The sequence below is a fragment of the Mesorhizobium sp. B2-7-1 genome (assembly GCF_006440735.1).
Taxonomy (GTDB): Bacteria; Pseudomonadota; Alphaproteobacteria; order Rhizobiales; family Rhizobiaceae; genus Mesorhizobium.
Map to the genome: position 1 here is coordinate 26,084 of NZ_VFUA01000036.1, position 13,385 is coordinate 39,468.

At 65.2% G+C, this 13,385-nt stretch carries 17 protein-coding genes and 1 pseudogene; 4 read left to right on the forward strand and 14 right to left on the reverse strand.

Translation table 11 applies throughout. The features are described 5' to 3' along the window. Nucleotides 1–19: 19 nt before the first annotated feature. Both FJ471_RS15710 and FJ471_RS15715 read right to left on the reverse strand, forming a co-directional pair. Entirely contained in the window at nt 20–523 is a 504-nt protein-coding gene (locus FJ471_RS15710; protein ID WP_140804503.1) for a flavin reductase family protein, read from the reverse strand. A 103-nt stretch (nt 524–626) separates the two neighbouring features. Continuing rightward, entirely contained in the window at nt 627–1,751 is a 1,125-nt protein-coding gene (locus tag FJ471_RS15715; protein WP_140804505.1) for an LLM class flavin-dependent oxidoreductase, read from the reverse strand. Between the two features lie 110 nt (nt 1,752–1,861). Here FJ471_RS15715 and FJ471_RS15720 point away from each other — a divergent pair, with 110 nt between their 5' ends. After that, a complete protein-coding gene (locus FJ471_RS15720; protein WP_140804507.1) occupies nt 1,862–2,443 on the forward strand; it encodes a winged helix DNA-binding protein in 582 nt (193 codons plus the stop codon). On the opposite strand, the gene FJ471_RS15725 is transcribed toward FJ471_RS15720, so the two are convergent. Next, complete coding sequence (locus tag FJ471_RS15725; RefSeq protein ID WP_140804509.1) at nt 2,440–3,372, reverse strand: DMT family transporter; 933 nt, start codon at nt 3,370–3,372, stop codon at nt 2,440–2,442. The two genes, FJ471_RS15720 and FJ471_RS15725, sit on opposite strands and share 4 nt — an antisense overlap. A 99-nt stretch (nt 3,373–3,471) precedes the next feature. Here FJ471_RS15725 and FJ471_RS15730 point away from each other — a divergent pair, with 99 nt between their 5' ends. Beyond that, entirely contained in the window at nt 3,472–3,954 is a 483-nt protein-coding gene (locus FJ471_RS15730; RefSeq protein ID WP_140804511.1) for a MarR family transcriptional regulator, read from the forward strand. Nucleotides 3,955–4,056: 102 nt separating this feature from the next. Here the strand turns inward: FJ471_RS15730 and FJ471_RS35080 are convergent, their stop codons facing one another. The 6 genes and pseudogenes from FJ471_RS35080 to FJ471_RS15760 form a co-directional block, all read right to left on the reverse strand. Next, nucleotides 4,057–4,602 (reverse strand): LuxR C-terminal-related transcriptional regulator, encoded by a 546-nt coding sequence (locus FJ471_RS35080; RefSeq protein ID WP_140804513.1) that lies wholly within the window; start codon nt 4,600–4,602, stop codon nt 4,057–4,059. Further along, nucleotides 4,592–5,555, reverse strand: a pseudogene (locus FJ471_RS15740) (ABC transporter permease subunit); the annotation flags it as partial. The pseudogene FJ471_RS15740 and the gene FJ471_RS35080, both read right to left, overlap by 11 nt. 209 nt (nt 5,556–5,764) lie before the next feature. Further along, the gene (locus tag FJ471_RS15745; protein ID WP_140804515.1) at nt 5,765–6,190 is read right to left on the reverse strand and encodes a DUF1178 family protein; all 426 of its coding nucleotides are present in this window, start codon (nt 6,188–6,190) and stop codon (nt 5,765–5,767) included. Next, nucleotides 6,187–7,053 (reverse strand): carbon-nitrogen hydrolase family protein, encoded by an 867-nt coding sequence (locus tag FJ471_RS15750; protein WP_140804517.1) that lies wholly within the window; start codon nt 7,051–7,053, stop codon nt 6,187–6,189. The genes FJ471_RS15745 and FJ471_RS15750 overlap by 4 nt, the downstream gene beginning before the upstream one ends. A 2-nt stretch (nt 7,054–7,055) precedes the next feature. Beyond that, nucleotides 7,056–7,319, reverse strand: coding sequence for a glutaredoxin 3 (gene grxC / locus FJ471_RS15755; RefSeq protein WP_140804519.1), 264 nt, complete (start codon nt 7,317–7,319; stop codon nt 7,056–7,058). A 71-nt stretch (nt 7,320–7,390) separates the two neighbouring features. After that, nucleotides 7,391–8,191, reverse strand: coding sequence for a ComF family protein (locus FJ471_RS15760; protein WP_140804521.1), 801 nt, complete (start codon nt 8,189–8,191; stop codon nt 7,391–7,393). Between the two features lie 65 nt (nt 8,192–8,256). Here FJ471_RS15760 and FJ471_RS15765 point away from each other — a divergent pair, with 65 nt between their 5' ends. Next, nucleotides 8,257–9,129: a methyltransferase domain-containing protein gene (locus tag FJ471_RS15765; RefSeq protein ID WP_140804523.1), complete on the forward strand. Its 873-nt coding sequence runs from the start codon at nt 8,257–8,259 to the stop codon at nt 9,127–9,129. Nucleotides 9,130–9,261: 132 nt separating this feature from the next. Here the strand turns inward: FJ471_RS15765 and FJ471_RS15770 are convergent, their stop codons facing one another. From FJ471_RS15770 to argJ, 5 genes are all read right to left on the reverse strand, one after another. After that, nucleotides 9,262–9,447 carry a Flp family type IVb pilin gene (locus FJ471_RS15770; protein WP_140804525.1) on the reverse strand — a complete coding sequence of 62 codons (186 nt, stop codon included), beginning with the start codon at nt 9,445–9,447 and terminating at the stop codon, nt 9,262–9,264. 105 nt (nt 9,448–9,552) lie between these two features. Then, nucleotides 9,553–9,870 (reverse strand): hypothetical protein, encoded by a 318-nt coding sequence (locus tag FJ471_RS15775; protein WP_140804526.1) that lies wholly within the window; start codon nt 9,868–9,870, stop codon nt 9,553–9,555. Nucleotides 9,871–10,036: 166 nt separating this feature from the next. Continuing rightward, on the reverse strand, nt 10,037–10,459 hold the full coding sequence (locus FJ471_RS15780; RefSeq protein WP_140804528.1) for a (deoxy)nucleoside triphosphate pyrophosphohydrolase: 423 nt from the start codon (nt 10,457–10,459) through the stop codon (nt 10,037–10,039). Next, nucleotides 10,456–11,235, reverse strand: coding sequence for a GNAT family N-acetyltransferase (locus tag FJ471_RS15785; protein ID WP_181179421.1), 780 nt, complete (start codon nt 11,233–11,235; stop codon nt 10,456–10,458). Before FJ471_RS15785 ends, FJ471_RS15780 begins: the two co-directional genes overlap by 4 nt. After that, nucleotides 11,235–12,476 carry a bifunctional glutamate N-acetyltransferase/amino-acid acetyltransferase ArgJ gene (gene argJ, locus FJ471_RS15790; protein ID WP_140804530.1) on the reverse strand — a complete coding sequence of 414 codons (1,242 nt, stop codon included), beginning with the start codon at nt 12,474–12,476 and terminating at the stop codon, nt 11,235–11,237. Before argJ ends, FJ471_RS15785 begins: the two co-directional genes overlap by 1 nt. Nucleotides 12,477–12,663: 187 nt before the next feature. Here argJ and FJ471_RS15795 point away from each other — a divergent pair, with 187 nt between their 5' ends. Continuing rightward, on the forward strand, nt 12,664–13,269 hold the full coding sequence (locus FJ471_RS15795; protein ID WP_140804532.1) for a TetR/AcrR family transcriptional regulator: 606 nt from the start codon (nt 12,664–12,666) through the stop codon (nt 13,267–13,269). The last annotated feature ends 116 nt before the right edge of the window (nt 13,270–13,385 follow it).

A 13,385-nucleotide genomic window follows, 5' to 3' on the forward strand; every position in this document is an offset into this window, starting at 1 on the left:
GCGGCCGGGCCCGCTCGTCTCATGCGTCGAGCGGTCGATAGCCGCCCCGCCAGTAGATCAGCGCCTGGCCGGCGTCCTCAGTCCTGACCGCTTCGACCGAGCCGATGACGATCGAGTGCGTGCCGCGGTCGATCATCTCGTCGAGGCTGCAGTCGAAGGCGGTAACCGCATCGGTGAGCAGCGATGCGCCCGTCCTCAGCGTCGTCCATCCGGCGCCGTCGTAGCGGTCCTTGCCCTTGATGCCGCCGAAGCCGGAGAACCGCTCGGCGACCCGCTGATGCTGAGGCCCGAGCGAATTGACGCCGAAATGCCGGTAGCGCTCGATGACCGGCCAGGTCGACGACGAACGGTTGACACAGGCGATCACCTTCGGCGGCTCCGCCGACAGCGACACCACGGAAATCACGACGAGGCCGGTGCGGTCGTCGCCAACGCCGGCGGTGATGACGCTGACATTGCCGACGATGAGCCGCATGGCGGCGCGGAAATCCGCGACGCTTACCGGACCTTCTGGGTTGGACATGGCTTTCTCCTCTTTCGGCAAGCCGTTCCAGAGTGCCTTGAGGCTTTCCGTCTGGAGTAGCGTCAAGACGAACTTAAGAGTGGATCAGCAAAGCCGGGCTAGCCTAAGCCGCCGACTGCATCGCGGCCGGCGCGATGCGGATGCCCCTCTGTTCAAGGATAGGCAGGACCGTGTCGCGGAAATAGGGGAATTCCTCGACATAATCGACGAAGGACAAGGTCGAGCCGCGGAAGCCGGCTTGGTGCAGTTGGGTGATCCCGTCGGCGACCTGCTCGGGCGTGCCGGTCAGTGGGAAACCGCCATGGCCCGCCGCCATGCGGTCGCGGATGAGCGCCAGGAGATCGTGCGGGAAGGACTGGGCATGGGCGAATTGCAGCCGCACCAGATTGTCCACGGCCGCCCAATCGGCATTGGCGCGGCCGAAATGCTCGAGATAGTCCTTGGCCTCCTTTTCCGTCGGCCGGCACACGACATGAGCGAAAGTCAGCACATCGACGTCCCTGCCCGCCGCTTTACCTTGCTCCTTCAGCGCCGCGATCTCGTCGTTCGAGCGCGAAAGGTCGATCGCCGGCGTGAACAGGAAATCGGCGTTGCGGACGGCGAATTTGCGCCCCTCTTCCGAGCCGGCCGCGTTGAGGATGGGCAGCGGTGACGACGGACGCGGATCGCCGAACACGTTTTTGAGCTTGAACCAGGTGCCGTCCCAGTCGAAGGCTTCCGGGCGGCTCCACAAGGCGCGCACGATATCGAACCATTCCTGCGCGTAGCCGTAGCGTGTGGTGTGGTCGTCAGGCAGCGTCAGCCCAAGCGCCTCATATTCCGGCTTGTTCCAGCCGGCGACGATGTTGAGCCCGATGCGGCCGCGGCCGATCTGGTCGATGGTCGCCAGCTGCTTGGCGACGACCACAGGGTGGTTCGCAGCCGTATGGGTGGTGGCAAAGACGGTGAGGTTGCGGGTGAGCGCCAGCAGCCCTGCCGCCCAGGTGATGGTCTCGAGCACGTTGCCATGGAAGTTGGTTTCGCCGCCATACCCGATCCAGCGGGCGATCGGCAGCATGAAGTCGATGCCGGCTTCGTCGAGCAAGCGGGCGAGCTTGAGATTGTTGTCCCAGGAATTGTCCCAGCGCTCGTCGACCTTCGTGACGGTCATTCCGCCGGAACAGTTGGACGCGAACGTGCCGAGAAAGAAAGGCTGCGTGCTGGGCGCGGACTTGTCGAGCATGCTCATGACGATGTTCTCCTCCGTTTTTCGTTATAATTTATGATAGAAAGTCTATCATAAATTCATGTGGACGCAATCGCGTGGATCAGCGCATCTTGGCGCGGAGGGAGAGGCGGATGAACGAGCGTCGCAAATCGCTGGAAACACAGGAAGAACTGCTCGACCGTGGCTGGCATCTGGCGCGCACGCCGCTGGAGATCGACGTCACCGAGGTCGAATATGCCCTGATGCGCTCCTACGAGGCTTTCGGCCACTGGCAGGCGGAATGTCTGGCGACAGTGATCGAGTTTTCGGCCAGCGGGCCGGAAAACGCGCTGCTCCACATCATCAGGATGAACGACCGGCCCAAGAGCGTCCGCGATCTCGCCCAGATGACCAACCGCGATGACGTTCCCAACATCCAGTACAGCCTTCGCAAGCTGTTGAAGGGCAGGCTGATCACGCGCACCGGCAGCGGCAGGGCCGGTGTGACCTATGAGGTGACGCCGCTCGGTCACCGGGTGACGGAGCGCTATGCCGATATCCGTTCGGTCCTGCTCATCGAAGCGGTGAAGCGCATTCCCGAAATGGCCGAAAAGCTCGAGGACGTCGCGCGCACCCTGGAGTTGATGACGGGCATCTATGAGCAGGCGGCGCGCGCCGCCGCCACCCATCGCCGCCGTCATCCGCAGCCGGAACCCGCCGGCAAGGAGGATTAGCTCCGGGACGAAGCCGGTTCGATCCGGACCGACGCCGACGCACCGGTCTGGCTCTGCGCTTTCGTCGTGATGAAAACGCCGGCGGTGATGATGGCCGCGCCCAGCCAGGTCAGAAGCTGGTAGTGCTCGCCAAGGAAGAGCGTGCCGGCGAACAGGCCGACGGCCGCCGCCACATAGCCGATCTGGCTGAGATAGACCGGCCCGCCGACTGCCTGCAGGCGGAAGAAGAAGGCGAACATCGCGGATGCAGACGCAACCTGGCCGACGACCACAAGCGGCACGGCCCCGAGCGGGACGAAGGCATGCGTGCCCAGAAGGCCGAGGATGCCGATCAGAAGCAGCGTGGCCGAGGCCAGGTGACTGCCGACCGCCAGCTCGATCGGGCCGGTGTCCTGCGGCCAGTCGACGGTACGGTAGATGTTGCCGGCGGCAAGACTGACCGGGATGAGCAGGCCGATCGCCACCCAGAAATAATCGGCCGGTTGGCCGGCTTCGCCGCGCGTCAGCGCGACCATCGCCGCGCCGACGAAGCCGACGGCGATGCCGATGACGCCGAGCAGATTGGGGCGCCTGACACCGAGCAGGATCGAGAACACCAGCGTGATCACCGGCGACAGCGTGAACATGATGCCGGTGTAGCCGGCGCCGAGATGCGGGATGGCCGAGAACATCAAAAGATTGGGGATGGCGTAGGAGATCGCCGCGGTGACGAAGAAATAACGCAGCTTGTGCGGCGTCAGCCGGATGCGTTCGCCGCGCAAGAGAAGCGCCAAAAGCAGCACGCCGCCGGCGCCCAGCGAAATGACGAAGGCCCAGACCATGGCCGGCACGCCAGCGGCGGTCGCGAGCTTGCCGAATGGCAGCGTCATGCCGAGCAATCCGCCCGTCACCACCAGAAGGCCGATCGCCGAGTCCCAGAGAAATTTCATCGGACTGTCCTGTCGCTGCGAGACCGCTTGGCGGCCGGTTCTTGTTGCGGTAAGATAGCGTAAAGATTCTTTATGTCAAGATACTTTGCGGTGAGCCATATGGATCGAGCGGGAAAGGCTATGGAGCAGTGGCGACGGGAGCGACCGGACCTCGACGTGTCGCCGATGGGCGTCATCGGGCGTCTGAACGAGGCCTCGTCGCTGATCGCCCGCGACCGGCTCGCGCCGGTCTTTGCCCGCTTCGGGCTGCAATCCGGCGAATTCGACGTGTTGGCAACGCTGCGCCGCTCCGGCGCGCCTTATGCGCTGACGCCGACGGAGCTCTATGAGGCGACGATGGTGACGTCGGGCGCCATGACCGCACGCCTCGATCGCCTGGAGAAGGCCGGCCTGACCCGGCGCGCGCCGCACCCCAGCGACCGGCGTGGCGTTGTCGTCGAGCTCACCGCGAAAGGCCGCGAGCTTATCGACGAGGCACTTGCCGCCCACGTCGCCAACGAGCATGAGATTCTCGCCGGTTTGACGCATGAGGACCATGAAATGCTGGCGAAACTGCTGGAAAAACTGATCGTCAGTCTTTGACCAAAAGCAATTCCAGGAAAAGTGTGAAGCGGTTTTCCGTTCGGAATTGCGCCAAAACAAAGAGATGGACCGGTTCAGCGTTTCCGTGAAACGGTGAACGTTCTAGCGGTTCGCGGCAAGCCCCAGCCGATCGGCCATCCTGATGAGGTCGGGCAGCGTGGCGGCTTGCATTTTGCGCATGACCTGCGCGCGATTGACCTTCACCGTGATCTCGCTGACGCCAAGCTCGCCGGCGACCTGCTTGTTGAGCAGGCCGGTGACGACGAGGGTCATCACGTCGCGTTCGCGCGCGTTGGGCGTGGCGAAGCGTTCTCGAAGCTCAGCCATGAGCCCCGCGTCGAGGCGCTGCGCCCGGTCCGTCTCGAGCCCCGCCCGATCGCGATCCTCGGCTTCGCCACCCTTGGCGGCCTCGATGGCATTGACGACGACCACGGCGACCCCGGAGCAAGGGCCGGTGACCGGCTGCCCCTGAAAGCTGACGCTGCCGCCGCTCGGCCGGATCAGGCCGGCGATGGCCCGCAGAAGCGTCGACTTGCCCGACCCCGAGCGGCCAAGCAGCCCGACGATTTCTGCGGAACGCAGTGTCAGGTCGACATTGTCGAGAACGACCAGCTGGTCGGACGCCCCTGCCGCCGTCGAGGCGGACAAGCATCAGGCGGCCCCACACCCAGCTGAAGGGCGCCATCAGCCGCTTCATCAACCGCGTGCGCTGCATGATGCTGTAGACCCAGGAACGCGGCTTGTCCTGGCTCGCCGTCTGCTCGAAGCGGAACTTCTCCGCCCAGGCGACGATCGGGCGGAACAGCAACTGGTCGTAGAGAAGGATCAGCACCGCCATCATGCCGACAGCCCAGGCATCGGCGGAAAAATTCTTCCGATCGATGGCGAGCGCCAGGTAGGAGCCGGATACCCGGCAGCTGGACAGTGGTGTTGCCGACGGTGATCGCCTCGGAGGCGACGACGAAGAACCAGCCGCCCGACATCGACATCATGGTGTTCCAGATCAGCCCGGGCGCCGCGAATGGGGGCTCCAGCCGCCAGAAGCGCTGCCGGGTGGAAAGCCCGTAGCCGCGGCTCACCTCGTCGAGGTCATGCGGAACGGTGCGCAGCGACTGATAGAAGGAGAAGGCCACGTTCCAGGCCTGGCTGGTGAAGATGGCGAAGATCGAGGCGCATTCGGCCCCGAGCTGGCTTCCCGGAAACAGCCCCATGAAGAAGGTGACGGTGAAGGTCAGGAAGCCGAGCACCGGCACCGATTGCAGGATGTCGAGCGCCGGGACGATGACCGGCTCGGCGCGACGGCTCTTGGCGGCCAGCGTGGCGATGATGAAAGTGAAGATGAGCGACGCGATGATCGCGGCGAACATGCGCAGCGTCGTGCGCAGCGCGTATTCAGGCAGATGGCCGATGTCGAGCGACACCGGGGCGACCGACAGCGCATCCAGCGAAGCGCGCATGTCTCCGCCGCCGCGCAGCACAAGGACGATCGCGGCGACCAGGAGAGCGAAGGCCACGAGGTCGTAGCCGTTGGGCAGCAAGCGGGCGCGGACAAGGGCGGCGACGGCGCTTCGCCTGGAGCGGTCGTTGGGAAGAAACACCATGGCGGGCCTCGGCGACAAGGAAGGCCGCCCGGACGCGGCAAAGCGCGTCCGCCAGAAGCTCGGGCGGCTATCCAGTTTCCATTTCTGATTGGGCAATCGCCGGTGGCGAAGGCACGCCATCCTTGTTTCACCGGCCCGCAGGCCAGTCAAAGCTGTGATGGTATAAGGCGGCTATACGAAGGTATAGGCGCCTCCGAAGAGATCTCTGGCTAGTTGCGGTCGTCCGGAAAGCTCGGGATCGGCATGAACTCGACGCCGTCCTCGGCGAGGCTCTGCGCCTCTTCGGGCGTCGCTTCGCCATAGATGCCGCGCGCATCGGTCTCGCCGAAATGGATCTTGCGCGCCTCTTCGGCGAACTTGTCGCCGACATAGTCGGCGTTCTCGCGCACCTTCTCGGCCAGCGCCTTCAGCTGCGCCAGCGCCTGCTTCTGCGCCTCGCCCATGGCGAGAGCGACCTTTTCCTGTTTGCGGGACGTCGAGACGGCCGGCGCCATCAGCGCCTTCTCGACCTTGGGCGATCCGCAGCTCGGGCAATCGACGAAGCCGCGCTTCTTCTGGGTGTCGAAGTCGTCATTGCTGCGGAACCACGCCTCGAATTCGTGCTCGTGCTCGCAGATCAGGGAAAAACGGATCAAGAGGCTGCACCCCTGAGACGCGGCGCCTCGCCTGCGCCGGCATTGACGGTGAAGTCCCGCGCGTTCTTCAGGTTGGGTATCTTGCGGCGCGCGGCAAGCGACTGCGCCGGATCGATCTCGGCGACGATCACGCCGGGCTCGTTATGCGCGGCCTCGGCGACGATGCGCCCCCACGGATCGACGATCAGCGAGTGGCCATAAGTCTCGCGCCCGTCCTCGTGCAGGCCGCCTTGCGCGGCAGCGACGACATAGGCGCCGTTCTCGATGGCACGGGCGCGCAGCAGCACATGCCAATGCGCTTCGCCGGTCTGGCGCGTGAAGGCGGCGGGCACCGTCAGCACTTCGGCCCCGGCCATCGCCTCGGCGCGGAACAGCTGCGGGAAGCGCAGGTCGTAGCACACGGCAAAGCCAAGCTTCGTCCCGTTGATATCGGTCACGGCCGCTTGCGTTCCCGGCTCGTAGGCCGCGGATTCGCGCCAGCTCTCGCCATTGTCGAGATCGACGTCGAACATATGGATCTTGTCGTAGCCGGCGATCGCGGCGCCGTCGGGCGAAAACAGGAAGGCGCGGTTGGCGAGCTTGCCGTCGGCGCGACGGATCGCCGTCGAGCCGATATGCAGGTAGATGCCGAGCTCCTTCGCCAAGCTGCGCGCCGTTGCCACGACGATGTCCTTATCCTCGGTGGTGAAAGCGGCCGCACCGGCTTCCTTGTCGCGCACCAGCGCACCGGTCATTTCCGGCGTCTGGACGTAGGTCGCGCCCTGCCCGGCGGCCTGGCGGACCAGGATCTCCATGTCGGCGGCGTTGCGTTCCGGGCTGGTGCCCGAACGCATCTGCACGGCGGCGGCCTTGAAACTACCCATGGTCATCTCCTATTGGCGAGCATTGCATCCAGCCGGCCCTGCGACTCCAGATCGTGGAGGTCGTCGCAGCCGCCGACATGCGTGTCGCCGATGAAAATCTGCGGAAAAGTGGCTCGCCCATGCGCTTTGGAGATCATTTCCTGGCGCAGTTCCGGCGAGAACGAGGCATCGTGCTCGGTATAGGCTACCCCTTTGCGGTCGAGCAGCCGCTTGGCGGCGCTGCAGTAGCCGCACATCATGCGGGTATAGATTGTCACATCAGCCATTGGCCGGCAATCCTCGCGCATGCCGTCCAGTGAGGTACGAAAACGACGTGCGGCAAACAACAAACTCAAACCTATATAGTCGCGGACTCATCGGGCCGAAAGTCCCCAGGCAGGACGCGGGCGAAAGTCAGGATGTCGACCGCTCCGGCGCCGCCCCGCTTCAGCGCCTTGGCGACCGCCCGCACCGTTGCGCCGGTGGTGTAGACATCGTCGACGACCAGCACCCGGCGGCCCGCTATCTCGATTTCGGCGTCCGGCTGCACGCGAAAGGCGGCGCGCACATTCTCCTCGCGCTCGTACCGTTCGAGCCCGACCTGCTGGCGCGTCAGCTTCACGCGCCTGATCGCGGATGGCGAGAAGGGCAGCCCGCCGAGCTTTGCAACGGCCCGTCCGAGCTCCGCCGACTGGTTGAACTGACGCCGGAAGAAGCGCCGCCAATGCAACGGCACCGGCACGACCAGGTCGGCCTCAGCGATCAGCTCCGCGCCAGCACGCATCATCCAGTTCGCCATCCAGGGCGCGAGGTCGGTGCGGTCCTGATATTTCAGCCCTTGCACCATCTGCCGCGCGACGCCTGAATAGACGACGGCCGCCCGCGCCCGCTCGAAGGGTGGCGGATCGGCGATCGCTTCGGCGGAAAGAAACCCCTCGCCCATATCGTGGGTGAAGGGCGTGCCCATCACCGGGCACCAGGGTTTCTCCAGCAGCCTCAGCTTCGGCCAACAGGCGCCGCACAAAACGCCGGGCTGCGACACATGGCGACGGCAGCCCGCGCAAACCGGCGGAAACAACAGGCGCGCCGGCCAGGCCAGCGCCTGCCGCGTCACATCCTGGACCGCTATGGTCTTGATCTTGCGCACTGGATCAGCCACGTGAAAAGAAACCCCGCGCCACCTTAGCACCACTCCGGCATGCGCGGACAACAGGAAGCTCTTCAGTGCAGCCCTTGATCGACACCGAGCTCTGGCTCGCGCGCAAGCGCAGGGCTCTCGCCCGCCCCGTCGAAGGCGTCGATTTCCTGATGCGGCGCGCCGCGGAAGACCTTGCCGACCGGCTGGACGCCGTCGAGCGCCGCTTCGGCAAGGCGGCGGCGCTGTTCTGCCAGACATCGGCGGCAGCCGACGTGCTTGCCCGCAGCGGCAAGGTCGGCGAAATCGTGCGCGTCGAGATGGACGAAGCGTTCCTGGCCGGCGGCCCCGGCCTGGTGGTGCCGCCGGAGACCGTGCCGTTCGAGGAGGGCAGCCTCGATCTCGTCGTCTCCCTGCTCTCGTTGCACGCGATGAACGACATTCCCGGCGTGCTCGCGCAAATCCGCCGGGCGTTGAGGCCGGACGGGCTGTTCCTCGGCGCTCTCGCCGGCGCGGGCACCCTCGCGGAACTGCGAGAGAGCATGCTTGCGGCCGAGACGGAGCTTCACGGCGGCGCGAGCCCGCGCATTCTTCCCTTCACCGACGTGCGCGACGCGGGCGCGCTGCTGCAGCGCGCCGGCCTGGCATTGCCTGTCGCCGATGTCGAAACGGTCGCGGTGCGCTACGATACGCTGTTCGATCTGGCTGGCGACCTGCGCGCTATGGGCGAAACCAGCGCTCTCCTCGATCGCAGCCGTCGGCCGGCCGGCCGGCGCCTTTTTGCCCGCGCCGCCGAAATCTATGCCGAGCGGTTCTCGGATCCGGATGGACGTATCCGAGCAAGTTTCTCGATTGTCTGGATGTCCGGCTGGGCGCCCGACGCCTCGCAGCAAAAGCCGCTCAAGCCCGGCTCAGCCAAGGTCTCGCTGAAAGCTGTCTTGGAGAATCCGCCCAGGCGTTGACTGCCTCGTCTCTGGAGCAATTCCAGGAAAAGTGTGAGCGGTTTTCCGCCCGGAATTGCGTGAAAACAAGAAGATAGAGTATTTCACTGTTTTTGTGAAACGGCGAAATGCTCTGGTGAATTTTCGGCTTCGTCAGTGGGAGAAGGCCTGGACCAGTCTGCTGTTGTTGTCGCTGAATAGCCACTGGAGCGCATCCATGGCCCTGCCGACGCCGCCGACGATTGCAAGCGACAGCACGGCAACGATCAGGCCATATTCGATGGCTGTGGCGCCCGTTTCATCTTGAATGAATTGCTGCAGCAGGTTTTTCATGGTCATCCATCCCTTATGCAGAAATTCTAATGTCCTACCCGTTAAGAAAGGTTAACGGGAAAGGCTTAACAGCGGGTGAAACGCCGCTGTGCAGGAAAATCATTAACCAAATCAGCACTCGCCGCTGCGGCTGCCGTCATTGCGGATGACGCAGATTGAACTGGGCAATGGCTGCAGCACGCTGCGGCGCACCGTATAAGTATTGGGGCGATGGCCGACCGATCCGGTGGCTGTCATGTCGAGCCCGCCGGAGAAGCCGTCACGGGTGCTCTGCCGGGTCTGGCTGTCCAGGAAAGGCGTTGCGATCAGCGCCAGCGCCACCGCGGCCGAGCCGAAGAGAAGCGTGATCCGCAGGATGCCCATGCCAGCGTCCACCGCGCGGAAGCCGCGGTCCGGCCGAATCGAGTCCCAGTCTCTTTCAAGGCTCATGCCGTGTTTCCCAGTCATCGACGGTATCGCCGCGCGAAACGGCCTCGTGCAATTTTTCACGTCGAGATAAATCTTCCATTAACGCTGGCTAAAGCGGCTCCGGGAAACGCGCGGAAATAGCCCCGTTTCCCGGGAAACGGTGACCTGCCGCGAAAGCTGCCGTGAACTACAGAAGGTCGATGAGGAACTGGATCAGCGGCGCGTCGGCCGGCGGCATCGGATAGTCGCGCATCTGCCGCGGCCTGACCCATTTGAGCCCCTGCCCTTCCCTGGGCTGGGCGATCCCGCGAAAGCGGCGGCAGACATAGAGCGGCATCAGGAGATGGAAATCGTCATAGGAATGGCTGGCGAAGGTGAGAGGCGCCAGGCACGGAATCTCGGTCTCGATGCCGAGTTCCTCGTTGAGTTCGCGAACCAGGCACTCCTCTGGCGTCTCGCCGGGCTCGACCTTGCCGCCTGGAAACTCCCACAGGCCGGCAAACTGCTTGCCCTCGGGGCGCTGCGCCAGGAGCACGCGCCGGTCGGCGTCGACCAGCGCGCAGGCGGCGACCAGGAGCAGGCGCTTTCCGGTTGGCTTGGTCTCGTTCATGCGCCCGGCGGCCGTCTATAGTGGTAGCGATAAACTTCCTCGAAACCGAGCGACCGGTAGAGCGAGAGCGCCGGTAGATTGCCGGCCTCGACCTGCAGCCAGGCCTCGCGTGCGCCGCGCAGCCGGGCCCATTTCAACGCCGACAGGATGAGATCGCGGCCATGGCCCTTCTTGCGCGCCGACTTTTCGGTGGCGACCTCGAACAGGCCGGCGAGATCGCCGTCATGCACGCAGATCAGCGTCGCCAGCGGCTCGTTGCCGTCCTCGAGCGCGAACAGCCCGGCTTCCGGCTGGATGGCGCCGATGACCTCCGACAGGCCGGGCCGCAGCGAGACGTCCGAGCCGCTGGTCCTGAGCGAAGCACCGATGAAGCGGCTGATGTCCTTGAGCGGTATCTGGTCCATGGCCGCGCCAAGCTCGAGGTCCTTCAGCGGCAGCCGCATGACCAGGGATTCGTCGAACCTGTTCCAGCCGGCCTTGTCGAGATGCGTGGACAGCACCTGTCCCGACAGCGGCGACATGCGAAAGGTCAGCGGCCTGCCATAGGCATCGAAGCGCCTTGCGGCGCGGCCGATGCGCTCTTCGATGGCGTGCGTGTCGCCCGGATCGAGCGGATTGACCGAGTTCAGCCGCTTGGCCGGGAGACCCGCGGTCAGCCGCACCACCCAGGTCCCGTCATAATGGACGGCGGCCGCCGGCCAGGCGCGAAATCCCGCCGCCTCGTAGCGGCGCACGACCGCCAGCACGCTTGCCGGATGCCTGGACACCGGCGCCATCAGCTCCGGTAGTCGCCATTGATGGCGACATATTCCTTGGTGAGGTCGCAGGTCCACACCGTCGCCTTGCCGCGGCCGATGCCGAGATCGGCGTGGATGCGGATATCGTCGCGCTTCATATAGGCCGAGGTCGCTTCCTCCGAATAGGCCGGATCGCGCTCGCCCTCATGCGCGAGCCGATTGTCGCCGAACCAGATCGACAGCCGGTCGCGGTCGGCTGGCTCGCCGGCCTTGCCGACGGCCATGACGACGCGGCCCCAATTGGCGTCCTCGCCGGCGACCGCCGTCTTGACCAGCGGCGAGTTGGCGATCGAAAGCGCGATGCGCTTGGCCGAGCGGGCCGATTTGGCGCCGGTGACCGTGACCTCGACCTGCTTGCGCGCGCCCTCGCCGTCGCGCACCACTTGCAGCGCCAGCGACTTCAGTACCTTGCCCAGCGCCCGGCGGAAGGCGCCGAGGCGCGCATCCTTGGCATCGCTGATCGCCGGCGCGCCACGCGCGGCGGCCTTGCCGGTAGCGAAGAAAAGCAGTGTGTCGCTGGTCGAGGTGTCGCTGTCGACGGTCACCGCGTTGAAGGTCTTTGCCGTGCCGCGCGACAAAAGGTCCTGCAGCACGGGGGCCGCGATCGGCGCGTCGGTGGCGATGAACGAAAGCATCGTCGCCATGTCGGGCGCGATCATGCCTGCGCCCTTGGCGATGCCGTTGATGGTGACGTCGGCATCGCCGAGCTTGACCGTCGCCGTCGCCACCTTCGGATAGGTGTCGGTGGTCATGATCGCCTTGGCCGCCTCGGTCCACAGGTCGGGCTTGCCGTCCTTGACCAGGCCGGCGAGCAGATGGCTGAATTTGGTGGTGTCCAGCGGCTCGCCGATGACGCCGGTCGAGGCCAGGAACACTTCGCTTTCGGAGCAGCCGGCGGCCTTGGCCGCCGCCTCGCCGGTCAGCGTGGTCGAAGCCTTGCCCTTCTTGCCGGTGAAGGCGTTGGCATTGCCGGAATTGACCACCAGCACCCGCGCCTTGCCGGCGGGCAGGTTCTGACGGCAATAGTCGACCGGTGCCGACGGGCATTTCGACCTTGTGAACACGCCCGCGACAGCCGTGCCCGGGTCGAAGACCATGGCGAGCAGGTCGGTTCTATTGCGATATTTGATGCCGGCTTCGGCGGTCGCGATGCGCACACCCTCGATGACCGGCATCTTTGGGTATTTCTTCGGTGCGAGCGGCGAAATCGTAGCGGACATCGGGACCCCGGAGCGGCAAGAACACGAAAGGAAGGCCGGTTTGCCCGATAGCGCGCGCCGGCGCAAGGGCGTTCTGGCCGCGCCGCATCGGCGGGACCAAGCGTCTGGCAGCCGAAAACGGAGCGTTTCGTTTCGCCCGCGAAGCCAATATGATTGGCGACAGATTCACCGGCTAAGGAAGAGCGGAATGGGCGAGGCCGCCGCCCGCGGGCGCAAGTCGATCGGCGCGAAACGCAATCCCGAGAGCGCCGATGCCATCGTCGAGGCGGCCGAAGCTGTATTGCGCGAGGCGGGCTATGCCGGCTTCTCGATCGAAGCGGTCGCCCGGCGGGCGCGGGCGGGAAAGCCGACCATCTACCGCTGGTGGCCGAGCAAGGCGGCGTTGCTGATCGAGGTCTACCAGCGGCAGAAGCGCGTCGAGACGCCCGACACCGGAAGCATCGAGGACGATCTGGCCGGCTTCCTCGAAAATCTGTTCGCGCATTGGCGCGACACCCCGTCGGGCAACATCTTCCGCTCGCTGATCGCGGAGGCGCAGTCGGACGAGACGGCCGCTGCGGCGCTTGCCGAATATTCAAAAGGACGCCGTGGCCATACCGGCCGGATGATCGAGCGCGCCAAGGCGCGCGGCGAGGTGGCGGCCGATGTCGATGCCGGGATCGTCGCCGATCTGATCGCTTCCTTCGCCTGGCGGCATCTGCTGACCGGACGGCTCGACGAGGATGACGAGGCGATCCGCGCCGCCGTGCGCTACATCACGCGGGGAATCCGAGCAATTCCAGGAAAAGTGTGAGCGGTCAGGCTCGGCGACTTCGCCGTAGCCTTCCGTTCGGAATTACTTAAAAAACAAAGAGGTAGCGAACGCCTGAGCCCAAAAGCAAAAGGGCGCCGAACGGCGCCCTCCGCAGG